This is a genomic window from Adonisia turfae CCMR0081, assembly GCF_011009555.1.
In the GTDB taxonomy this organism is placed as follows: Bacteria; Cyanobacteriota; Cyanobacteriia; order Phormidesmidales; family Phormidesmidaceae; genus Leptothoe; species Leptothoe turfae.
Window position 1 is genome coordinate 5,928,423 of record NZ_QXHD01000004.1, and the last position, 22,474, is coordinate 5,950,896.

Consider the following 22,474-nt stretch of genomic DNA (forward strand, 5'->3'; position numbering starts at 1 on the left):
ATCCAAATGCGCATTGCGTCTTCGGAATCGAATCGATTATGTTTACCACTGATGGGATCGTGTACGCACCAGTAGTTCCCTTGTTTGGTTTCTTTCACCCAAATGCGTAACTGATCTCCTTCAGTCAGGGATTTCACTAACCATTGACCAGCTGAATGCAGCCATTTGCTGGATGTTTGTCTGATTTTTTGGATTGGGGTAGGCTGCCACAGTCGCTCTAAGTACCGACGTTTAACTTCAAGTTCTTGCAAATTGGAGGGGTAAGTATTCATGGAAGCCTCCTAATGGAGTAGCGATTGCATATCCCTAATCTATGTACGAAATTTTGAATCATCAAAGCATAGGATAGATGGGAACTATCTACGAAATTAATAGCGGTGAGTATTGGGGCTTAATGATGGTCTCTGGCAGTCTTAGGAACTATGCAATCAATCCAGGTATCTGCCGTTCATCCTGTAAAATACTGGGCGGCCCATACTCCATTTGTAATGAGAAAGCTTTATTTTCTCCTGCCTGGAACTACTCGTACGTTTTACTGTGGTGGTCTTTTTGCTGAACTGAATACTCTGCAATTAGCTCAACAGATTTGTGAGGCTGACGTGGTTACCTATCGGCAGCGAGAAGACGCTTATCCCTTGCTTGACGATCTTTTACAGGAGAATGATCTCAGTCGTTTTATTTTTGTTGTTAGCTGGGGGTTTGATGTTCCTAAACAACTTAAAAAACTTTCTCATTGTCATGTGGTATATCATGCCCATAGCTCGGGGTATGGTTTTGTATTACCGCCTCAAGTGCCGATTCTTTCTGTGAGTCGTAACACTATGGGGTATTGGGGGATGCGATCGCAAAATTCCCTTATTTACTGGCTCCCCAATCAGTTACCTGCCAATGTTGTTAATCATCAGGTTAATCGAGATATTGATATTCTAGTGCAGGCAAGAAAATCGTCAGAATATTTAACTACTCAGTTAATTCCTGAATTACAAAAGAGCTTTAATGTTGTTGTGATCGACTCCTTTGTAGATGATTTAATGGCTCTCTTTAACCGAGCTAAGGTTTATCTCTACGATTCAGCTGAATACTGGGCGCAGTATCGCTTGACCGAAGGCTTTGGTTTGCCGCCTATGGAAGCATTGGCCTGTGGTTGTCAGGTCTTTTCCAGTGTCAATCATGCCCTGGCCGATTATCTTGACCCTGGGATAAACTGTCACAAAATTGCAGGCTATGCCACAGGCTATGATTGCCAGCGAATTGCAGCCGTGCTAGATAATTGGCAGCCTAATGATTTACCAGATGCCTTTTTTAACCCTTACCGTACTGAACAGTTAGTCCCTCGCATGGAAACTATTCTGATCGAACTCAACCAATTCTTTGACTATCGGCAAAAACAGCCATCAGATATTCCTGGTCTGACTCGCAAGCGACAACTTTACCTTTTTTACAAACGCGTGCAAGCAAAACTGGCAAAGCTTCAGACAAGGAGATAAAGCGGTTTTGAGTTCCTAGTTTTGAGTTGATCACCCGTTGTCAGGAATTTCTTAGTCAAAGGCTACTCATTCAAAAATCAAAACTGACTTGTGCCACATTTCTCCTGCATCTTTCTCATCTGATTCACAAGATAGTCTGTGCGTCCTAATTTAGCTTTTTGGTAGAGGCGTTCAAATTCCTGTTTGAAATGTTGTGCAACAGTGGCGTTTTCGATGATGAGGAGATTTTCATCATTTTTGTTGTTAGCGGCTTTACTCCAGTTATGAGATCCAATAACCACTGTGCGATCATCAATCAGGGCAAATTTGTGATGCAGCTTATCGCCGTCAGCTAGGTGTGGATAACCGACGGTTTTGATGGGCACATGCCACGGTTGATTATCTTTTTCATACTTGCAACGGTGATCGGGTAAACTCAGGCCGAGCATATCCAATGCCTCACTGTGGTAGCGATAGATGAAGCTGCGATCAATCAGGGTGCGGAGTTGAATTTTAGGGTTGGCAGCTAGTGTATTGGCAATGCCTTGATCGGTCAACACAAACAAAGCTAGATCAGCGGACTGTTGTGCTTGACTAAGGGCTTGGGCAATGATGCCATTGGTCGTCTGTTCCCTGGGGGTATCAGCTCGGTGTGGTGAAAACTGCACTGTGATTGTGCTGCCTGGAAGAGAAACTGTTTTTAGAGATCGCATTGGCTTTGGAGATCCAAAGAGACTATCGGGTTGCCCTTCAGGACCGTCACCCCACATCAGATTAAATTCATCTGTGTAGGCAGTGGCGAGCTCTGCACTATTGATGTGTAAGAGTGCATTGGCATTGCCTTGGCTCTCAGGAATTAACCAGTCTCCATGAATGCCTGACAGGGTAAAGTTGGCAGAACCGGTGACTACCGTGCGATTGTCCACCACGATAAATTTATGGTGCATGAGGCCGCTGCCTTTGGTGCCGTCGGCAGTATCGTCCACGATGGGAATGTCAGCCTGGTGCAACATGAGGATGGCATCGCGTTTAGCTGCTTCATCGGGGGAAACGTGTCCGTCTGCATCTATGTCACCAAATGCAAACAAATTTTCGTATTTGCCTCGGCTGTAACTATCTTGTTGACGAATCCAGTTGCGATCGCGCCCGCTCCAACCCTCACTATATTGATTATCTAGAATCACCCTCACCGCTATTCCAGCCTGAGCCTTATTGATCAAGGCATTTGCCACATATGGCAGGTTTAGTTCTTGTACAGCCACATCAACCGAGATATTTGCCTGGTCAATGGCATCAAGCAATACTTGTTCTAAGTTTTCACCAGACCGTCGAATTTGACGATAGGGATCCTTATATCTATGGGTTTCTGCTTGATTAAAAAAAACTTGAACATAGGGGTTTTGCGGTAAAGGGCTGGGATCTCTATTACTTTTTTTCCAGCCTAGATAAGCTAATCCAAGGCTGCCAAGGGCAAGGGCAAGTAGGCCAAAATGTCCCACTTGAAATCGGTTGAGCATTGCACCTGATGAATTCTTTAGACAGTCTTTAGTGAGCCCTGCCAAGCTGACCAATTAGCAGCAGATTGCTGCCTAATGCCCACGCTCAAAAACGTGTCCACTGATACGATTAATCACGTTATGCTGATTACACACAAAAAGCGCTAGTTTGCTATGCCAACTCCCGAATTTTTCCTAGAGGCAACCAAGTGGATGGGCCTCACTACGTTAGCCTTTGCGGCTCTGGCAGCGCTGGCGTTTATAGTCCAGTGGGGTATTCGATTCAGACTAGTAGGGGTTACTGGGTTTTGTGGTGTGCTGACAGCAGGTCTGTTTGGTCTGAGTTTTCAGCCCTTAGTGTCGACTACGATTGAAGGCTCGGTCTCCTACACAACTGTTTATGATTCTGGGGCAGCTCAGCTTGTTATTTCAGTTCCTGTAGATATTACAGAACCTGAGTTGGAAGCGACTTTGCGGCAGGCGGCGGTCAATTCGTTTAACCCTAGTCGTTTAGGTGGTGGACAAACTCCGATGATCCGGGCTCGTACGATTGTGCATCGTGACCCAGGTATCTCAGACTTGTTGTATCTGGGTAAGATTCAGCCAGATGTTAAATCAGAATCTGGCTATGCCATTACCCTTTCTCGTTCTGATTTGGCTAGGGCGCGAGCGGCACTCCAGAACAGTTAGCTTGAATTGGGATGCCGTCGCTGCTGTTCTGGAATAACTGGATTTGATCCCTGGTATGTAGCTCTCCGTTACAGATTATTTTTGTAGCTGCTGCTAAATCTCTTAGGACTTTTATCGATTTGCTGAGAATCAATTATGTCTACGATATCGACGCTGATGGTGGCACCGTCTCAGGTGGTGCGCGGCTCCGGGATTTTATCTGGCAGTGGGTCACTGGTCGCCAGATTGGGGCAACGGCCATTATTAGTGGGGGGTGATCGCACCCTACAGGCGGCAGCTCCCTTTTTGACTGAGATGCTTCATGGTCTGAAGGTAGTCCAAGCGTCCTACCGAAATGACTGTTGTGAAACATCATTGGCCCAATTGCGTCAGGCAGTGACGGATCATGGAGCTGACCTAATCATTGGTGTCGGTGGTGGTAAAGCCCTTGATGCAGCTAAACTGTTGGCCCATCAAACACAGTTACCCGTGATCACGATCCCCACTTCGGCGGCGACCTGTGCTGCTTGGACTGCACTATCTAATGTGTATTCTGACCAGGGGGCCTTCCGTTATGATGTCGGGCTGCCGGTTTGTCCTAATCTATTGTTGTTGGACTATGAACTCGTTGCAACCGCACCTAAACGCACACTTATTGCGGGGATTGGGGATGCGATCGCAAAATGGTACGAAGCCTCTGTCAGCAGTGGCCATTCTTCTCAAACCTTAATTATTGGTGCAGTGCAACAGGCTCGGGTCCTGCGAGATATCCTTTTCCAAAAATCAGCGGCTGCTTTAGAAAATCCTGGTGGAGACGATTGGCGGGAGGTGGTCGATGCTTCGGTGCTGATGGCTGGTGTGATTGGTGGTATTGGGGGGGCTCAATGTAGAACTGTCGCCGCTCATTCGGTTCATAACGGTTTAACCCAGATCCCATCAAGCCATAGTATGCTCCATGGCGAAAAAGTAGCCTATGGTATCTTAGTGCAACTGCGCTTAGAGGAAATGGCAGCGAACAATGCCCTAGCTGTAGCTGCTCGCCAGCAATTGCTTCGGTTTTATACCCAAATTGGGTTACCAATGACCTTAAACGATCTGGGTTTAGAAGAAATGTCTGTCATGGAGCTGCGGCAGGCTGCCGAGTTTGCTTGTCAGCCCCAATCAGATATTCACCATTTGCCATTTGCTGTCAGCCCTCAGCAGGTAATGGCTGCCATGGTTTCAACCACAGCCCCCTGTCGCCGCAGTCCGCCCGAGGCATCCGTGTCCCCATTGCCCAGCAAAGCCCAATCACCGTCACGCAAGTCATGAGGAGGTAGGCCATGACCCTAGCTTGGATGAAAAAAGCACAGAGACTTGAGCAGTTACCTCCCTACGCCTTTGCGCGTCTGGATGAGCTGAAGGCCAATGCGCGAGCCCAGGGCCTTGATTTAATTGATCTCGGGATGGGAAATCCTGGTGGTCCCACACCTGCTCCAGTGGTAGAGGCGGCTCAGCAGGCCCTGGCTGATGCTAGCCAGCACGGCTATCCTCCCTTTGAGGGGACTGCCAGTTTTCGAAATGCCATTACAGCTTGGTACCGTCGTCGTTATGGTGTGAACCTTGATCCCGAGGGAGAAGCGCTGCCCCTGTTGGGTTCTAAAGAAGGTTTGACACACTTGGCGTTGGCTTATCTTGATCCCGGCGATACGGTGCTAGTGCCGACACCTTCGTATCCGGCTCATTTTCGGGGACCTGCGATCGCAAACGCATCTATCCATCCCCTGATGCTAACGCCAGAAAATGACTGGCTGATCGATATCTCCACCATTCCAGAAGCGGTTGCCCGTCGGGCCAAAGTTCTGTATTTCAACTATCCCAATAACCCAACAGGAGCTACCGCTCCCCGCGCCTTTTTTGAAGAGATCGTAGCCTTTGCCAAGCACTACGAAATTATGTTGGTGCATGATCTATGCTACGCCGAGCTAGCTTTTGATGGGTATCAGCCCACCAGCGTTCTTGAAATTCCCGGTGCTAAAGAATTCAGTGTCGAATTCCATACGTTATCTAAGACCTACAACATGGCAGGTTGGCGTGTAGGTTTTGTTGTCGGTAATCGCCACATTATTCAAGGATTACGTACCCTCAAAACCAACCTCGACTACGGTATTTTCTCCGCCATTCAAACTGCTGCGGAAACGGCCCTTAATCTGCCTGACTCCTACTTGGAAGAAGTTCGGCATCGCTACTGTACCCGGCGAGACTGCCTGATCTCAGGTTTGGCAGAATTGGGGTGGGATGTACCTAAAACCAAAGCTACCATGTATCTGTGGGTGCCGTGCCCTCCCGATATGACCGCCGCAGATTTTGCGTTCTATGTGTTGCAAAATACTGGCGTAGTCGTCACCCCTGGTAGTGCCTTTGGTGAGGGTGGAGAAGGATTTGTCCGCATTAGCCTGATTGCAGAAGAAGATCGCCTGAAGGAGGCACTCCAACGCTTGAAGGATGCGGGTGTACGTTACCCATCGTCAGTGACTGTCTAGGGCTAGTTTCACTAGTGATTTTGGCGCTGGGCATCCACAAGGGAGTGCCCCTACAGGACTGATGCAATCGCCTGTGCCGCTTGCAAAAATATACATCCTCTCTAAGCAACCAAGCGTTTTTGAGGATCTGCTGTTGTTTCCAAAATGGCTAGCTCAAAATTTCGAGCTAGCCTTAGGTGTATATTTGCCAAATCTTGAGCTTGACTAAAGTCAGTTTCTTTGACATCGGCTTGACCAAAATAAGTCTGATTAATCAGACTGTTCGTTAAGTTCGCTTTTTCTAGGTTTGCATGCCCAAAATAGGCCTCCGTCAGGTTTGCCTGGGACAGATAGGCATGGTACAAATTGGCATTCGCAAAATAGGCCTGGGTGAGATCAGCACCAATCAAGCAGCAGTGGCTAAGATTAGCTCCCTGAAAATTGGTTTCACATAGATTGGCTTCAAAAAGATAGGCGCGACTTAAATTGGCACCACTCAGGTAGGTGAGTCGTAGGTTAAACCCTGCTAAATCAACTCCTTGTAAGTCAGCGGCTCTCAAATTTGGTCGAATTTGAGCATTTTTCTGACGCCAGCGGTTCCATGCTCTGACACCGCTTTGCAAGATGCCTAGGTGTTCTGGGTGGGCCATATCTGTGACAGTGTAGACGGTTCATAACTGATTACAACGCTGGTGACATGGCTGTCGGCCAGGTTGTTATTAGGAACACTACCGTTGCAATAATAGACAAAACCCCAGCAATCACGTTTCCCAGTAGAGAGCTGACCACGATTGCCAAACTTACCTTTGCACCCAATTTGCAGCGTGCGGCTAAGGCTAAATCACGGCGGTATAACATTTCGCCAATAAAAGCCCCGATCATGGAGCCAAAAAGAAGACCAAAGATAGGACCGCCTACGGGAAGGGCGGGTAGTAGCCCCAGCAGTCCGAGAATCATACCGATGATGGCTCCAATTTGACCCCAATTACTGGCTCCAACCTTTTTGGCCCCTAGGTAGCCGGCCAAGTAGTCAATGGCGGTAGTGATTAGAAAAATCGCGATCGCAACGCCCAGGGCAATGAGCACAGCTTGACTGAAGCCTGAAACAGCACCCCAAATTGCAATAGCTGCGACAATTAACCCAATGCCAGGAAATGCAGGAACAAATGCACCGACAATGCCAGCTACCATGACAATGATAAGGACCCAATAAAGAACCATCAGCCCTATAGTCATATTTGCTTATCTATTCAAAAGTGCACGCCTACTTTTTACTCTAGCGGTCGATTGATAGACATGACAACGGTTTTTGTTTCGGGGATACCGTAATGTGTTGTTCTCTATTGACTCAAAGCACGCAGGAACTTTTGCACTTCACCCAGTAAACTCTTCTTGGGTTTGGGAGCCGCCTTCCCTTCGGTGTCTTCGCTGCCGTAGAGAATTTTTTCTAAGGCCTCGCTAGATGGGCGTTCAGGCAATTCAGCTTTAAGCTCGTAGTCATCCCCGACGTCTTGCCAAACTTGCCAACCTTGGGGATGGCGACGCAGTACAGCAGAATCGGTCATGGGTCGGTAGTAATAGCACGAGGTCAGGGTGCTTAAAAATCGTTCGCGTAACTGACGCGCAGCATAGCCAATGCCGACAATACTGACATCTTCTAACTGAGGATTAAGCAGAACAACAGGACGATCTTGCGCCTCATTACAGAGTTTTTCCACATCCTGAACTTCCACCGCTGACGGATTGACAATTAGAAAGGCTTCATCATCGGGCGTAATAGCGGCTTGAATTTCGTTGATGCCACGGATGGTGAAGTCTGGGTTGTCCCAGTCGCGTCTAGCGAGGGCGGCTGCACCAGCATCAGGGAAATAGACTTTGAACTGCAGACCCAAGTCTTGGAAGAGGGTTAAGAAGCGTTCTGCGATGGGTTGTTGCTTGAGTTCTGGAATGACCATTTCTACCTGTAGGCGGATGATGCCATCTTCAATGGCTGCCTTGGTAGAGGCAATGGCTTGCTCGATGGTTGCTTCAAGGCTACTCGGCAGGTCAGACATGGTTGGATTTGTCGTTTTCAGAAATCAATCACCCTCTGATTATCTGCTTTTTTGGCAGCCTAGCATTTGAGTTTAATGATGGGGTTACCATTGACGTCCTTTTTATAAACGTCATCAACGTTCTCGTGGGTGGCTGCAAGCGTTGGAACTGATGGCTTCGTTATTTGCCCCCTACTGATGGCTTCGTTATTTGCCCCCTACTGATGGCTTCGTTATTTGCCCCCTGCTGTAACCAGCTGCCTCATCATTACCCGTTCAATAATCTGTCTTACCACCATTGCTGTCCAATCTACATCAGCCTCCGTAGTCTGATGTCCAAGGGTTAAGCGAATGCCTGTTTTAGCTGCTGTATTACTAAATCCCATGGCCTGCAGAATCGGACTCGGTGTCAGTTTTCCGCTATGACAAGCCGATCCTGCGCTGATGCCGATTCCCGCCAAATTCAACTGACGTACCAGGGTTTTACCAGAGACCTGCTCCCCATTGGCATTGGGCAGATAGAAGCTGACATGATGCGGTAGCCGCTGCTGTGGATGTCCCGTCAGTAATAGTTCAGGATGACATTGCAACTGCTCAATTAAGCGATCGCGCAGTTTTAGCAATCGTTGTTGTTCTTGAGAGAGTTCTTGCCTGGCCAGCTCCGCGGCTACACCAAAACCCACAATGGTGGGTACTGCTTGAGTCCCTGAGCGCAAGTGATTCTCTTGACCACCCCCGTTAATTAACGGCATCAAGTCAGTGCCCGGTTTCACATACAGTGCTCCCGCACCTTGTGGGCCGTAAATCTTATGGCTGGATATGGAGAGTAAATCTACACCCAGTTTTTGTACATCAATGGGCAAGCGCCCAGCTATCTGCACAGCATCGGAGTGGAAAAGGGGTTTAGAAATATGCTCACTGGCTTTAATTATTGCCGCAAGCTCAGCAATGGGCTGTATGGTACCTACTTCACTTTGTCCGTAAATAACAGAGACCAGTACCGTATCCTCTCGCAGTGCTTTGGCTAAATCTATGGGATGTACCTGACCATAGCAATCCACAGGTAACCGAGTGATTTGCCAGCCCCACTGTTCGAGAAGCGTGATGGGTTTTGCGATCGCAGAATGCTCCACCGCCGAAATAATCATATGGCGAGGCTTACGATACTGCTGCGCCACCCCCATGACGGCCAGGTTATTTGCCTCAGTGCCACTGGCTGTAAATACCACAGCATCTCCAGACGCACCCATTAGATCCGCCACCTGCATCCGTGCCGTTTCCATGACCGTAGCCGCCCGACTACCCCAGTTATGTAAGCTCGATGGATTCCCCCAGCTACTTTTCATAGCCGAGCCCATCGCCGCCATCACCTCAGCTCGCGGTGGCGTAGTAGCGCTGTAGTCTAGATAGATCTGCATAACATGCCCTGTCCTGCCTGCTTATGATATGCCGTCTTTCGACTGGTCAGAGCCCAGTTAAGTAAATGCCAGCATTGCTCACAAATTCGCCTTATGGCCCCCTGGGTACCTACAAGGGCTTCATGGCCCAAGGGCACCCACAGGGGGATGTCCCTACCTAGATCTCCTCTGGCTCTTTACCCGAAACCACCGGAGCCGTCTTACTTAACGCTAGTTTTGGATGTTCTCCTTCCACTTGCTGACAGTTCCACTCATTGCGGAATAGCAACACCGGACGTCCATAACTATCCTTAACCGTTACTGTATTAAACAGCCGACCTGCATCGTGTAATGCGTCCCAGCCACCCGTCACCCAGCGAGCCACACTATAGGGCAACATTTCTATCATCGTATCGACGTTATATTCATTTCTCAGACGAAACTGCACCACCTCAAATTGCAGTTGACCTACAGCTGCCAAAATTGGATCTCGCTTTGACTCGTCTGCTGAGTACATAATCTGGACAGCGCCTTCTTCTCGCAGCTCTGTTACACCTTTGCGAAACTGCTTGAACTTAGAAGGGTTGGGGTTTTTCAAATAGGCAAATAACTCAGGCGAGAAAAATGGAATGCCTTCATATTCCAGCTTTTTGCCTTGGTAAATGGTATCGCCAATGGCAAACACACCAGGGTTATTGAGACCAATAACATCGCCTGGATAGGCCGCATCTAAAGACTCCCGTCCTTGGCCAAACAACTTTTGTGGATGGGATAGCCGTACATTTTTGCCGGAGCGAGCATGATTAACCACCATGTCCTTTTCAAAACGGCCAGAGCAAATGCGAACAAAGGCAACGCGATCGCGATGTCGTGGATCCATATTGGCCTGGAGCTTAAACACAAACCCAGAAAACTCTTCCCGGGTGGGGGGGACCAAGCCTACGGTACTTTCCCGCGGACCAGGCTGTAGGGCAAAGTCTAAGAATGACTCTAAAAACAGTTCCACGCCAAAGTTCGTCATAGCACTGCCAAAGAACACAGGGGTCATGTCACCTGAGTGCACGAGTTCCAAGTCTAGTTCGGGACCCAGTTCATCGAGCATTTCTAGTTCTTCTAAAAACTGACCGTAGACATCATCATCGCCAATCAGTTCTTCAATGCGGGGATCTCCCCATTCCAGAACCGTTTCCGTCGCAGCCTTACTACCGTGAGCCGAACGCTCAAACAAATGCACTTGTTTCTTGCGACGATCAAAGACTCCCTTAAATCGATCACCCATGCCAATGGGCCAGTTAACGGCGTAGGTAAATAGCTCTAGCTCTTTTTCAATTTCATCCAGTAGTGCCAGCGGTTCCTGACCAGGGCGGTCTAATTTGTTGAAAAAGGTAAAAATTGGCAGCCCACGCATCTTGCAAACCTCAAACAACTTACGTGTCTGTGGCTCCAAACCTTTAGCCGCATCTTCCAACATGACCGCATTATCTGCCGCTGCTAGAGTCCGGTAAGTGTCTTCACTAAAGTCTTGGTGACCGGGTGTATCCAGCAGGTTTATCCGATAGCCACTGTAGTTAAACTGCAGCACCGTCGAGGTAATGGAAATACCTCGCTGTTGCTCTAGCTCCATCCAATCAGAAACTGCATGGCGTTGAGCACGACGAGCCTTAACTGAGCCCGCTTCATGGATAGCCCCTCCATATAGAAGGAGCTTTTCAGTCAGGGTCGTTTTACCGGCGTCGGGGTGGGAGATGATGGCAAAATTTCGGCGCTGCTCAACGGCAGCATCGATATTTGCTGGAGACGATAGGGTGGAGGTCATGGAGATGTTTCAGCTCAGTGAGCATTGCGCGATCCCCAAGCTAAGGCACTGGGGTATCCGTCATTGTACTGTCCGGGGCCTATTGTCTGGGAGGCTACCAGTCAGCATCGTGGTGCTCAATTATCTCTCCTTGGGTGGTCACTATCGTTAAAGGGAGATCTGCTTCTGACTCATGCCGAGCAAACTGAACCACTTGCATGCCTTGATTATCGGGTTCCACAGTCATGATGTAGCGATCATCTTGCCACTGTAGATCGACGACGTGATGATGCATTAACCAGGCTTCAGCGAGGGTACCTCCGTTAATAGCACTGCCTTCATCATGGCTATAGCAGTTTGCCCACACTTCATCTGCCACGGACCACAGGCCTGACAAATTCACGGGCTCCATACGGGCACTGAGACCATAAGTGGTAAAGCTTAAAACATTATGCTGCCAAAACTGATTGGCAAATTGCTGAAATTCTTTATCCTGTAACAGATCGCTATAACGCTCGTCGGTAGCTAGCTGCTTTTGCTGTTGATCCAGACTGGGGCGTTGCCAATCAGTTGCTTCACTACAGACTGAAAACTCTGCTGTATTTTGAATGGCCGTAGATGTCGTCTGGGGTTGAGTCACGACAGCGTCAGCCACATTGATAAATTTACTTACAGCTTTGATGCCTCCCATCAGGCTGACCATTGCCATAATCAGCAGCCCTTGCTTACCTAGCTGCTTGAGTTTAGATGCCACCATAGCCAATTGCTGATTCGCCCCTCTAACAAATTTTCTCTAAAACAAAGTGACGATGTCTAAAGCGCTTGGAGACAGGCTATAAAAATAGCTTACCTCCGAATGGGATAGCCGATCCCCTCGAATACGGGAACAGATCGGGGTAAGCATACGCTTTAAAATCCGATCAGATGCGATCGCGAAGTCAGAGCGTCACTTGCATCTCAATGAGATGTGCTTGACACGAATACGACCTGCCTAAAATTAGCGATCTTCCCGCTCTAAATAGCAACCCCCGGATCTTTTTGAGGTTTTTTGACACAGACAGTGCCAGTCACACTTGGGTAAAACCTCAAATTGTCAGAAATCAAGGGCTCAACCAGACAACATCTTGCTTGGGAATACTTAAGGTGACAAGCACCCAATTCACGCCTTCAAGACTTTCAAATTAAGCCTAGTTGATGATTGCCGCTCAAGATCAAAACAATGTTTTGCTGCTCTGAATTCTGAGCCTGTTCCTTACGTACACTTTCGCCAAAATTATGTCCCTATTATGAGGTAATCCTTGCTGTACGTAAGTATCCCTAGGACAGTTTTTAGAATTTGTAATGACTGTCCCCAAGAATCATAGGGAGGCCTTAAGATTTAAGAGATCAACGGATATTTTTCAGGTTTTTTGCCGATGCAAACTTGTCAGACTTGTCCTGAATCTATAGAACAATCAAAACTGATTGAAATCTCCAACAATTGAAATCTCAAACAGTCAAAACCGATATAAGTCTGAGTCAAGTGCCTGTTCTCTCGAATTATCCTGGCATTGCCCTAGCTTTTCTGCTGCCGTCGGGCCTGCTGCTGTGAACTGAGACTATTTCTTTCCCAGAAGTAGCCACCAGCATATCCTTGAATATTACGTTGTGTGTTTGCTATTTCCAATCGCTTTTCAGCGATGCAGGCATAATCCTCATCCAGTTCGATCCCAACATAGCGACGGTCCAGTTTCTTTGCGACGACTGATGTTGTCCCTGAGCCTAGAAAGGGATCAAACACCATGTCCCCAGGTTGACTACTGGCCAAAATAAGTTTCGCTATCAGCTTTTCTGGCTTTTGGGTTGGGTGATCAGTATTTTCAGGCATTGACCAGAATGGAATAGAAATATCTGTCCATAGGTTAGAGGGGTGGGTAATGCGAATTTTGCCCTGCCCTGTAGTTTGCCAATCCTTGGGATTGCCGTTGCGATCGCGATATGGAGCTAGTACCCGACGTTTCAGCTTAACGGCCTCAACATCAAACCAATAGTCTTCGGATAAGGTGCCAAACCAGATATCCTCCGATGAATTTTTCCAATTTTGTTTGGATCCCCGTCCCTTCTCCCGTTCCCAGGTGATACGGCTACGCACAATAAAGTAACGCGAGAAAACACTGTACACCGCAGGTGATGATTGCCAATCACAGCAAATATAAGCAGAGGCATCCGGCTTGAGCAATCTGATCAGCTGTGACATCCAGCTATCTAACCAGGTTTCGTAATCCTGTAGGGAACGATGAGCAAATGTGGACTGATTAAAAACCTTGGAGCGATTGTAGGGCGGATCAACAATTAACAGATTGACAAAATTATTGGGCAATAGAGGCAAGGCTGTGAAGGCATCTTGCCAGATAGTAATATTTTCAAATGGCAGGTTTGCTATGGGTTTGGTGAGGTTAACGAGCTGCTGACGATATCTGCGATGATCCTCTGCGCTTAAGACCAACGTACGATTATTGGGCGCTCGTTTCTTGTCACCATTCATCCGTTTGCAATTTGCATCTACAGCAGCATAGCAAGTGTTTGTCGGTTGGATATTCGGTAGACGGGAGCAAAGCGATTAGTATGGAACAATACTCCGGTTAATCGATTTCCCTTCTTCCCATGTTTGAAGCCCTCTCAGAACGATTTGAATCCGCCTGGAAGACCCTGCGCGGTCAAGATAAAATCTCTGATTCCAATATCAAAGAGGCACTGCGGGAAGTTAGACGTGCATTATTAGAGGCCGATGTCAGCTTTAACGTTGTCAAAGACTTTGTAGTTGATGTTCAAGAGAAAGCTCAAGGTGCTGAAGTTGTTTCTGGTGTTGCTCCAGACCAGCAGTTTATCAAGATTGTCTACGATGAACTAGTTGCCTTGATGGGGGACGCCAATGAGCCCCTAGCTGATGTTGAAAGTAAGCCTACCGTGGTGCTCATGGCAGGTTTACAAGGAACCGGTAAAACCACTGCATCGGCTAAATTAGCCCTTCATCTGCGTAAGCAAGAACGTTCAGCCATGCTGGTGGCTACAGATGTTTATCGTCCAGCCGCCGTCGATCAGTTAATCACCCTGGGTAAGCAAATCAAGGTACCCGTTTTCGAAATGGGTACAGACGCAAATCCTGTTGATATTGCCAAAGCGGGGATCGCCAAAGCCCAAGAAGACGGTGTCGACACAGTGATCGTGGATACTGCTGGGCGATTACAGATTGACCAGGACATGATGGCTGAGCTGGAGCAAATAAAAACAGCCATTAGTCCTGATGAAGTACTGCTGGTAGTAGATGCCATGACGGGCCAGGAAGCAGCCACCCTGACCCAAACATTTCACGAACAAATTGGCATCACGGGCGCAATCCTCACCAAAATGGATGGTGACTCCCGCGGTGGTGCAGCTCTGTCGATTCGCCAGATTTCAGGCAAACCAATTAAATTCATCGGCATCGGTGAAAAGGTAGAAGCGCTTCAGCCCTTTTATCCTGACCGCATGGCTTCTCGCATTTTGGGTATGGGAGATGTTCTCACCTTAGTCGAGAAGGCCCAAGAAGAAGTCGATATTGCAGATGCAGAGAAGCTTCAGGCCAAAATCTTAGAGGCACGGTTTGATTTTAATGACTTTCTCAAGCAAACCCGCTTGATGAAAAATATGGGTTCCTTAAGCGGGATCATGAAATTGATTCCGGGGATGTCCAACAAATTATCGGCAGACCAACTGCAACAGGGAGAAACCCAGCTACGCCGCTGTGAGTCCATGATTAATTCCATGACTAAGCAGGAGCGGGAAGACCCTGATCTGCTGGCCAACTCTCCTGGTCGTCGTCGCCGAATTGCTAAAGGCTCTGGCTACAACGATAAAGATGTCAGTAAGCTAGTCAGCGATTTCCAAAAAATGCGCTCCATGATGAAACAAATGGGGCAAGGGGGCATGGGCGGTTTCCCTGGCATGGGTGGTATGCCGGGTATGGGGGGTATGCCGGGTATGGGGGGCGGCATGCCCGGCATGGGTGGTATGCCGGGTGGTGGTCGACCTGGTTTTCGTGGCTACAACGCAGGATCTAAAAAGGGTAAGAAAAAGAAAAAGAAAAAAGGCTTTGGCACTCTTTAGAAATTGCATAAAGAGTATGTTGACGGGCTTAGGGAGGTCACCTAGCTGGGAAAGCTAATCAACATACGTTGAAATCACAATGGGATCTATGAAAAACCGCATTGCTTTGGGGCTATTGGTTCTAGGTGTTAGTTGGCCGAGCATTTTATCTGCTGGCCCCGGCTATGGGTTACCTGGGGACTCTGTCAATGAAGTGAAAACCTGGATGCAAGGACACCCCACGCTGCGGGCCAATAGCCGTGAGGGTTTAAGAGTTCATCGGGCTGATATTCCCTCCCGGCGGTTTACATTTCAGGCCAGTGTTTTTCCTATAGGTGGTTTTCAACGCCCTGAAAACAATGCTGTTTGGTCCTCAGCCAACAGACAGCGAGACTTAAGTACCGTACGTCGTGAAGAATTTATTTTGGTGGATTACGATGAGCCGGTAACCATTGCCCGATTAGAAGAGTCCTTGCGAACCCTTTATGGGCCAGATACCTACGCTGACTATCGTCGTGCCCCGTCCGTTTATAATTACACCTCCGAGACTAACACCATTCAAGGCGAAGTCCGCTTGGGTAATAATTATGCCTATTGGGTTGAAGTGACTCCCGATATCCATGGTGTGATTACCACCGGCAGACTAAATGTGATTTTGTCTGAAGATGTTGACCGTTTGCAAAACTATCTGCAGCGACAGTTATCTGTTCAGTAGAGAACGGTTCAGTGTGAGTCCTATTTTGTTGAGTTCCTTTTTAATACTGCGCTTTGCCATGAAAAAAGGGCTAATGAGGCTAGCCGTGTATAGAGTGAGCTCACAGGATGCAACATCATCGTAAATAACCTCTTGGCGATAGCGGAGGCAGTGGCGTAGTATCTTGCGGATATCATTCATCACATACAGGCACAGCATAGTTGGGCGCTGCCATGGTGAGGTGCTCAGCATGCGAGTCCGATAGCGACTGAGACCGATCCCACGACATAGTTTTTGCAAGTATTGTCGCGTCAATCGAGAACTAGGAATTTGATGCTGTAAACGCATTTGGGGGTTGTACCAGATTTCCCAGCCTGCTCGCTGAATGTGCAAAATCGATTCGGTATCTTCTCCAGTCAGCATGCTGGTACCTGTACGGCCTGTGAGGACAAGTTCTTCGGGTACATTTTCTAGCCATGCCTGCCGTCTAACCACCATTCCAGCTGATGGTGGAATTACTTTCTGTTGTGGAACATACATCAGTGGTTCCGAACCACGTTCAGTCAGGGCGAGTAGGGCAGCTATCCGCTCAAAATTTTTAGGGGGCTTCGTTTCAAAACTTCCTCGAATACGGCTGGCAATGACCCCAGCTTCTGGGTGCTTTTTGGCAAAACGATAGGCCGAGCTCAGCCAGGTCATATCAGGTAAGGTATCGTCATCTAGAAAACCAATTAGTGGACTAGTGGCGATTTTGATGGCCTTTTGCCGTGCATAGGCAGCCCCTTGCTTCGACTCAAATGCATAACGTAGTGGTGCTTTCTGGTCCCATTGCTGTTGATACTTTTGGACGATATCGGCAGTATTGTCTGTACTGTTGTTATCAACAATAATGATTTCCCAGCTAAGGTCATGGGCATTTAACTGCCAGCGTAATGACTCCAACACAGGAGCTAAGCGCTGAGCTCCGTTATAGGTGGGAATAGCAATGGAAAAATCGAGACCGACTTTTTCAGGGAAGAAGCGACTGAAGATAGGTCGTAATCCCACTAGGCGATCAACATGTTCCAAAACATTAGTCATTTAATCAAGAACCTAGAGAAGAGCGGCATTGCATTGCCCTAATTGCCTCAGGTCGAAATTAAGGTCAGCAAATGTTGCTTTCAGCATTCCCCTCAATGAGTTTGAAGTTGCAAATTATACCTGTATGTTTCTGTATGAGCATGTACTTATTATGCTGATGCAGCTTAGGTTATGACTGCTTTTAGGACAATGAGTACCTGGATTAGTTGGCTGCTACTTATGGAAACTCAGATGTATTAATTAGCACTTGGTTGGGTATTCTTGGCTTTGGTACAGGCTTAGGGATAAGTGCTGTAGACCTTGCCATCAGGCGATCCCCGTTGACAGTCCAAAGTCGGTTAGCTATATTGTTTGGCCACACCATAGGTTGACTCACCATGAAAGCATCTGACTGGCTAGAAAACCTACCTGATAGATTAATCGCGGCTAGAAAGCTCGTATTTCCAACCATGACTGATGCTGCTAATGCACTTGGTGTTAGCAAACAAGCTCTGGAACAACGCGAGCGTAAACGTTATAAGGGCGCAAAGATAGAAACCTTGATCACGATGCTGAAACTGCTGGAAGAACAAGCTATTATTAGCCCTCCTACTGAACGTGGTCAGACTCTGGATTGACTATGTAAATATGTCTTGTCGCGTAAATGCCAGTTACAGGTTGAAAGTAGCGTCTTTTCCCAACCAAACTTCTATTGACTATCAAGCAACTTGCCGGTTGAAGCAGTAAATAGCTGGCTTTCTAGGCTGCTTTGTAAAGAGTAATTGTTACAGTTCGTCAAAAGTTCGTCTGTTCTAGAACATTGAATAACCTTCTATGAAGTATTGAAGGTCTGTTTAGGGAAATCTATTGGAGCAACTGTAGTGAAAGAATAGGCGGACATACTGCCACTTATTTCACATTATATTAACCATTTATAACAAAACAGCCCCCGGTGTTCTATGAACTGGGGGTTATTTATTGGAGCGATTCTAAAGTATCAACGGACCCTACTGGATTCGAACCAGTGACCGACCGCTTAGAAGGCGGTTGCTCTATCCACTGAGCTAAGGGTCCTCAACATAACGCAACAGGCTGTACTAGGATAGCTGACATTGACCGTTAATTTCAGGACAAGATGCAGCCTGATCACTAAGTTTAGGCGATCTTAGCCAAAATCTATCATCGCTATGAATTACCTAGAATTTTTGCTGTGTCATTGCAGAATGGCGAACTGGGTACGCTGGGGTCACAAAATGGTTTTAATCAACGGTTTTTCTACTATCGTATTTCTACTATCGTAGTGAGTTAAGTTCATCTTACCCACAGTACAGAAAAGCAAATTGACAGGCTAATGGTTTACTTGCTCAAGCTAGTAGCGTGGGCTCCTCGGGTTAGCATTTATCAGTGGCACCATGTTCATCTTAAAGCGCCAGGATGTAGAAATCGGTAGTTTTCAGCATCCGTCTAAAGAGCAAAAGATTCCAATCTTGTCTTATCAAGGGCAGACATTTCGCTTGCTGAGTGTGTTTAATGCTGCCCAGGAAGAAGAGGCTCGTATCCTCTGGCGAGATCTAACGGATAACCGAGGTAAGGCTTGTGTCCTGCTTGAAGAGCCTGAACGTTTTAGTGTGTGGGGCAAGATTCAGCTTGAGCAGGTGTCAGGAGAAAGCGCTGCGGCTGAGACTACAACTGCCAATGGCGTCAGTGCTGTATTTGTGAAAGCGGGTGTGCTGATCATTCAGGCAATGCATGAAGATATCGAAGATTTAATGGGGGGCAAGCAGGCCAAGCGTTTTGCAGGAGACTTGGCAGACATTGGTGAGCAAATGCGTTTGCCTCAAATGACATCCGCTGAATTAGTGGCCGGGCTGCTAAAACTAGATCCCTTTTCTGCCTCATTGCCACCATGGCAGACTAATCATCTCAATACCATATTCAAAGAACTGCATCGTATTGGTAGAAACTATTTTGGGCGTTCTAACTTTACGGAGCGTGCCTTAGAAGCTTTAGATGACCTATCACCCACAGAACGGGATGCTTTTTTGACTTGGCTGAAACAGTTATCTAGTGGCCAACTTTGGCAGTCTTGAAAATGCCTGATTCTGGATTCATTTGGCGTTTCTTTTTTTTGCGAACCGGTATTTTTGATTAGCATTGCGGGTATGCTTGCGGATGCGCAAAACAAGTTCCTGATTCAACTTGATGGTTACCATTGGATGGTTTCAATCGCTGTAATCATGTGGGTTAAATCATATGAGTTAAACCGTGGGAGGATTCTTTATAAGAACCCCTCATCACTAACGTATAGTTACTTACTCGTTGTGGTTAGTCATACATGGGATAAAGTTTTGTCCCAGTGCTAGGTGGGTCAACAAAATAGCCTACGGCATTATCTTTGGTGTTATCTCATTAGGGAGTAGAGCATTGACTCAGTCCTCCAAGGCTTCTCCAACCAACTCAGCCCAGTCTACTTTGATGCTTTGCCTTGGTTGGGGCATTGTGTCTATCCTTTTCTTCTTACTTTTTGGAGCGTTGGCACCCGGAGAAGATTCGCGGCCAGACTGGTTTTTAATCTCAATTAGTTTTTTAGAGATTTTTGCATTTCTGTTAGCAGCTCTCCTATGCTTTCGTAATTCTGGCAGTTCGCAGATTATCAGTGGGCGTACTGTCTGGCTGTGGTTAGGCATTGGTATGTTGGCCTATGTAGCGGGTAATATCTTCTTTTTCCTATGGGGTACGGTTTGGGGGTTAGATCCGTCGGTATCTTTGGGAGATGGATTTTATTTTATTAGCTATGTTGCCATGGTGGTTGGCATGTTGCTGGCGGCGTTGCCCCGACGGATTGATTTGACTGTGTCGCAATGGAGCATGATTTTTGCCATTGGTGCAGTGGGTGTTGTCCTTGCCTGTGTTTTGAACTACGGTCTACCGTTTGCGACAGCCCAGCTATCGCCACAGCCAGTAATGGCTGCTGAGATCCAGTTAACTCAAGCACCACCGGAATCTGAGCCAGTTGTAGAACCTGTGGAAGAGGCGGCTGAACCTGTGGAAGAGGCGGCTGAACCTGTGGAAGAGGTCGTGGAATCTGAGCCTAACGAGGTTGACGAAATAGTGGCTGGAATGGTGCCTGCTCCCGGATGGGCGCAGGCCTTAGATGCCACCCTTGAGCAGTTTGCTGATCCCGTGGCACTCATGTATGTTGTAGCCGATTGCTTTTTGGTGGTGATTGCGGCTACCCTATTAGTCGCGTTTTGGGGTGGGCGTTTTTCGCAATCGTGGAGATTAATTGCGATCGCAACCTTCTGTCTATACATTGCCGATATGGCCTTCGCTGCTGCTGGGGATAATTACATTGAAGGCGCTTGGTGGGAGACCTTTTGGACATTATCCGCGCTTTTCTTTGCAGCGGGAGCGGCCATTGAATATGACGTTTCTAAACGGTCACGTCGGGGATCGCGTCGTCGCGCATGACATCAGGCCTAAACCTGGCATACTAGAAAAACATTTTTAACCTACCCTTTGGGCTGTTGCTAGTATGGCACCGCGAAAACTGTCTGACGCCGATAAGCAAGACGTAATTGAAATCTATCGGCAACCGGGAGAAACAACCTCGACCATTGCCAAGCGCTATGGTGTCAGTACCAGTACAATTAGTCGCATTCTGAAAACACAGCTGCCCGAAGACGAATATCGGGCACTGATTTCTCAGAAGCGTTCGGCACCTGCTGAGAAGCCGGCAGTTTCTCCTCCACAGCCGGTTAAAGATGAAAAAACGACTACACCTGAAAAGCCGGTGCGTCGTGCTCGTAAACGTTCAAGGATCGTAGAGGCTAGTCCTTCCCAGGCTGAAGAAGATGGCCAACTAGAGCTTCTGGCTGCTTCTGAAGAGGTAAATGACACTGCAGATGAGAGGTCCTCTTCGGCACAAGATGACGTGTCAGCTGTGGCTACTGAGTTGCTTGAGCACTCTTCGGATCATGACGACGATGATTTGGGCGAGGATCTAGATGATTTAGATGATTTAGATGAAGATCTAGATGATTTGGACGAGGATGAGCTCGATGGTGAATTTGACGATGATGACAGCATTGACAATGATGCTTCTCTTCTAGGAAATTCTGTCGAAATTATGCCTATTGCGGATGCAGTCTTTCCACGCACCTGCTACTTGGTAGTGGATCGTCTATCTGAATTAATTACGCATCCCCTTAATGAATTTGCCGAACTTGGTACAATCCCTGTCGATCAAGCATCAGCTCTGACGCTGCCGATTTTTGATAACCATCGTGTGGCGCGAAGATTTTCACGGCGAAATCAGCGGGTCATCAAGGTACCTGATGGTCAGCTAATCACTAAAGCGACGTCCTATCTTCAGGCAAAGGGAATTACCCATTTGCTAATTGATGGCAATATCTATTCTCTGTTGGGCTAGGGATATTGGGATGATGTAGTGGCGTTCCGTGGAACGCCACTACATCCGTGATTACACCTACAAATCAAAATTGAATCCCGTTTTTTGGCGCTCCATATATTTAGCCTGGTCAAACTGATAGAGCTGCGCTGCGCGGTGGGTCACATTGGTTTCTTTTTCGTCTAGAGGTATGAGGATATTCAGTTTAAGCAACTTTTTACGAAAGTTACGCTTATCAAATGGGCGAGCTAGGACAATTTCGTAAAGTCTCTGGAGCTGGGTCAGGGTGAACTTTTTGGGCAGCAACTCAAACCCAATGGGCCGATGACAGATGCTGGCTTGTAGGGTTGCGATCGCATCCTGCACAATTTTTTCATGGTCGAATGCTAATGACGGCAGCTGCTCCATTGGCCACCAGCGAGCCTGCTTAGCATCAGTTGCCGCTTTAATCTGATAACTCCAAAGATTGACCAGGGCATAGAACGCCACAGTAACTGTATGTCCCCTAGGGTCTCTATGGGGTTGGCCGTAGGCTTTTAGCTGTTCTAAGAAGAGACCACTAATGCCACTCTCTTCCTGGAGTTCACGACGGGCAGCCTGTTCTAACGCCTCGTCTAACTGTACAAAACCACCGGGGAGAGCCCACTGTTCGACAAACGGTGGCAGCCGTCGTTGAATCAGTAGCACTTGCAAAGAATTTGTTGGATCCAGACCAAAAACTACACAGTCTACTGTGACCGCTGGTCGAGGATAATCATAGCTATAGGTCATGGGTTGCAGTTGACGTTTCAGAACGCCTTGGTTATAACCAAACTACACCTTAGTGTAAAAAGTACACAATTAAGCTTT

At 47.6% G+C, this 22,474-nt stretch carries 21 protein-coding genes and 1 tRNA gene; 10 read left to right on the forward strand and 12 right to left on the reverse strand.

All coding sequences use genetic code 11. The features are described 5' to 3' along the window. Positions 1–272: hypothetical protein (locus DXZ20_RS37890; RefSeq protein WP_250565967.1), on the reverse strand; the 272-nt coding region annotated here is incomplete at its 3' end. Positions 273–488: 216 nt separating this feature from the next. Between DXZ20_RS37890 and DXZ20_RS29175 the strand changes: the two genes are divergently transcribed. After that, a complete protein-coding gene (locus tag DXZ20_RS29175; protein WP_163671592.1) occupies positions 489–1,487 on the forward strand; it encodes a glycosyltransferase in 999 nt (332 codons plus the stop codon). Positions 1,488–1,564: 77 nt separating this feature from the next. On the opposite strand, the gene DXZ20_RS29180 is transcribed toward DXZ20_RS29175, so the two are convergent. Beyond that, positions 1,565–2,983 carry a phospholipase D-like domain-containing protein gene (locus DXZ20_RS29180; protein ID WP_163702562.1) on the reverse strand — a complete coding sequence of 473 codons (1,419 nt, stop codon included), beginning with the start codon at positions 2,981–2,983 and terminating at the stop codon, positions 1,565–1,567. Positions 2,984–3,136: 153 nt separating this feature from the next. Here DXZ20_RS29180 and DXZ20_RS29185 point away from each other — a divergent pair, with 153 nt between their 5' ends. The 3 genes from DXZ20_RS29185 (at position 3,137) to DXZ20_RS29195 (ending at position 6,153) form a co-directional block, all read left to right on the forward strand. Next, entirely contained in the window at positions 3,137–3,652 is a 516-nt protein-coding gene (locus tag DXZ20_RS29185) for a DUF2518 family protein (RefSeq protein ID WP_163662568.1), read from the forward strand. Positions 3,653–3,787: 135 nt separating this feature from the next. Continuing rightward, positions 3,788–4,942: an iron-containing alcohol dehydrogenase family protein gene (locus DXZ20_RS29190; protein WP_163702563.1), complete on the forward strand. Its 1,155-nt coding sequence runs from the start codon at positions 3,788–3,790 to the stop codon at positions 4,940–4,942. 11 nt (positions 4,943–4,953) lie between these two features. Next, positions 4,954–6,153 carry an aspartate aminotransferase gene (locus DXZ20_RS29195; RefSeq protein WP_163662564.1) on the forward strand — a complete coding sequence of 400 codons (1,200 nt, stop codon included), beginning with the start codon at positions 4,954–4,956 and terminating at the stop codon, positions 6,151–6,153. 101 nt (positions 6,154–6,254) lie between these two features. Here the strand turns inward: DXZ20_RS29195 and DXZ20_RS29200 are convergent, their stop codons facing one another. The 7 genes from DXZ20_RS29200 to DXZ20_RS29230 all read right to left on the reverse strand — a co-directional run bounded on the left by DXZ20_RS29200 (position 6,255) and on the right by DXZ20_RS29230 (position 13,881). Continuing rightward, entirely contained in the window at positions 6,255–6,782 is a 528-nt protein-coding gene (locus tag DXZ20_RS29200; RefSeq protein WP_163702564.1) for a pentapeptide repeat-containing protein, read from the reverse strand. A 31-nt stretch (positions 6,783–6,813) separates the two neighbouring features. Continuing rightward, positions 6,814–7,353 carry a DUF456 domain-containing protein gene (locus tag DXZ20_RS29205; RefSeq protein ID WP_250565968.1) on the reverse strand — a complete coding sequence of 180 codons (540 nt, stop codon included), beginning with the start codon at positions 7,351–7,353 and terminating at the stop codon, positions 6,814–6,816. A 119-nt stretch (positions 7,354–7,472) separates the two neighbouring features. After that, a complete protein-coding gene (locus DXZ20_RS29210; protein WP_163662560.1) occupies positions 7,473–8,186 on the reverse strand; it encodes a DUF1995 family protein in 714 nt (237 codons plus the stop codon). A gap of 212 nt (positions 8,187–8,398) precedes the next feature. Next, a complete protein-coding gene (locus DXZ20_RS29215; protein ID WP_163702565.1) occupies positions 8,399–9,583 on the reverse strand; it encodes a cysteine desulfurase family protein in 1,185 nt (394 codons plus the stop codon). A 157-nt stretch (positions 9,584–9,740) separates the two neighbouring features. Continuing rightward, positions 9,741–11,378 (reverse strand): peptide chain release factor 3, encoded by a 1,638-nt coding sequence (locus DXZ20_RS29220; RefSeq protein ID WP_163702566.1) that lies wholly within the window; start codon positions 11,376–11,378, stop codon positions 9,741–9,743. 94 nt (positions 11,379–11,472) lie between these two features. Further along, the gene (locus DXZ20_RS29225; RefSeq protein ID WP_163662552.1) at positions 11,473–12,114 is read right to left on the reverse strand and encodes a hypothetical protein; all 642 of its coding nucleotides are present in this window, start codon (positions 12,112–12,114) and stop codon (positions 11,473–11,475) included. A gap of 798 nt (positions 12,115–12,912) precedes the next feature. Beyond that, positions 12,913–13,881 (reverse strand): DNA-methyltransferase, encoded by a 969-nt coding sequence (locus DXZ20_RS29230; RefSeq protein WP_163662551.1) that lies wholly within the window; start codon positions 13,879–13,881, stop codon positions 12,913–12,915. Between the two features lie 119 nt (positions 13,882–14,000). Between DXZ20_RS29230 and ffh the strand changes: the two genes are divergently transcribed. Both ffh and DXZ20_RS29240 read left to right on the forward strand, forming a co-directional pair. Continuing rightward, a complete protein-coding gene (ffh, locus tag DXZ20_RS29235; RefSeq protein ID WP_163662549.1) occupies positions 14,001–15,482 on the forward strand; it encodes a signal recognition particle protein in 1,482 nt (493 codons plus the stop codon). 79 nt (positions 15,483–15,561) lie between these two features. Then, positions 15,562–16,176 (forward strand): hypothetical protein, encoded by a 615-nt coding sequence (locus DXZ20_RS29240; RefSeq protein ID WP_163662548.1) that lies wholly within the window; start codon positions 15,562–15,564, stop codon positions 16,174–16,176. On the opposite strand, the gene hpsE is transcribed toward DXZ20_RS29240, so the two are convergent. After that, on the reverse strand, positions 16,162–17,235 hold the full coding sequence (gene hpsE / locus DXZ20_RS29245) for a hormogonium polysaccharide biosynthesis glycosyltransferase HpsE (RefSeq protein WP_163662546.1): 1,074 nt from the start codon (positions 17,233–17,235) through the stop codon (positions 16,162–16,164). The genes DXZ20_RS29240 and hpsE overlap by 15 nt on opposite strands. Before the next feature lie 377 nt (positions 17,236–17,612). Here hpsE and DXZ20_RS29250 point away from each other — a divergent pair, with 377 nt between their 5' ends. Beyond that, positions 17,613–17,852 (forward strand): hypothetical protein, encoded by a 240-nt coding sequence (locus DXZ20_RS29250; protein ID WP_006516289.1) that lies wholly within the window; start codon positions 17,613–17,615, stop codon positions 17,850–17,852. A 363-nt stretch (positions 17,853–18,215) separates the two neighbouring features. Here the strand turns inward: DXZ20_RS29250 and DXZ20_RS29255 are convergent. After that, positions 18,216–18,288: transfer RNA gene (locus DXZ20_RS29255), tRNA-Arg, on the reverse strand. A gap of 338 nt (positions 18,289–18,626) precedes the next feature. On the opposite strand from DXZ20_RS29255, the gene DXZ20_RS29260 reads away from it, so the two are divergent. The 3 genes from DXZ20_RS29260 to DXZ20_RS29270 all read left to right on the forward strand — a co-directional run bounded on the left by DXZ20_RS29260 (position 18,627) and on the right by DXZ20_RS29270 (position 21,646). Further along, complete coding sequence (locus DXZ20_RS29260; RefSeq protein ID WP_163662544.1) at positions 18,627–19,304, forward strand: Npun_F0813 family protein; 678 nt, start codon at positions 18,627–18,629, stop codon at positions 19,302–19,304. A gap of 334 nt (positions 19,305–19,638) precedes the next feature. Further along, the gene (locus DXZ20_RS29265; protein ID WP_163702568.1) at positions 19,639–20,685 is read left to right on the forward strand and encodes a hypothetical protein; all 1,047 of its coding nucleotides are present in this window, start codon (positions 19,639–19,641) and stop codon (positions 20,683–20,685) included. A 64-nt stretch (positions 20,686–20,749) separates the two neighbouring features. Continuing rightward, entirely contained in the window at positions 20,750–21,646 is an 897-nt protein-coding gene (locus tag DXZ20_RS29270; RefSeq protein WP_163662540.1) for a helix-turn-helix domain-containing protein, read from the forward strand. Between the two features lie 57 nt (positions 21,647–21,703). Here the strand turns inward: DXZ20_RS29270 and DXZ20_RS29275 are convergent, their stop codons facing one another. Then, positions 21,704–22,396 (reverse strand): NUDIX hydrolase, encoded by a 693-nt coding sequence (locus DXZ20_RS29275; RefSeq protein ID WP_163662538.1) that lies wholly within the window; start codon positions 22,394–22,396, stop codon positions 21,704–21,706. Positions 22,397–22,474: the final 78 nt, after the last annotated feature.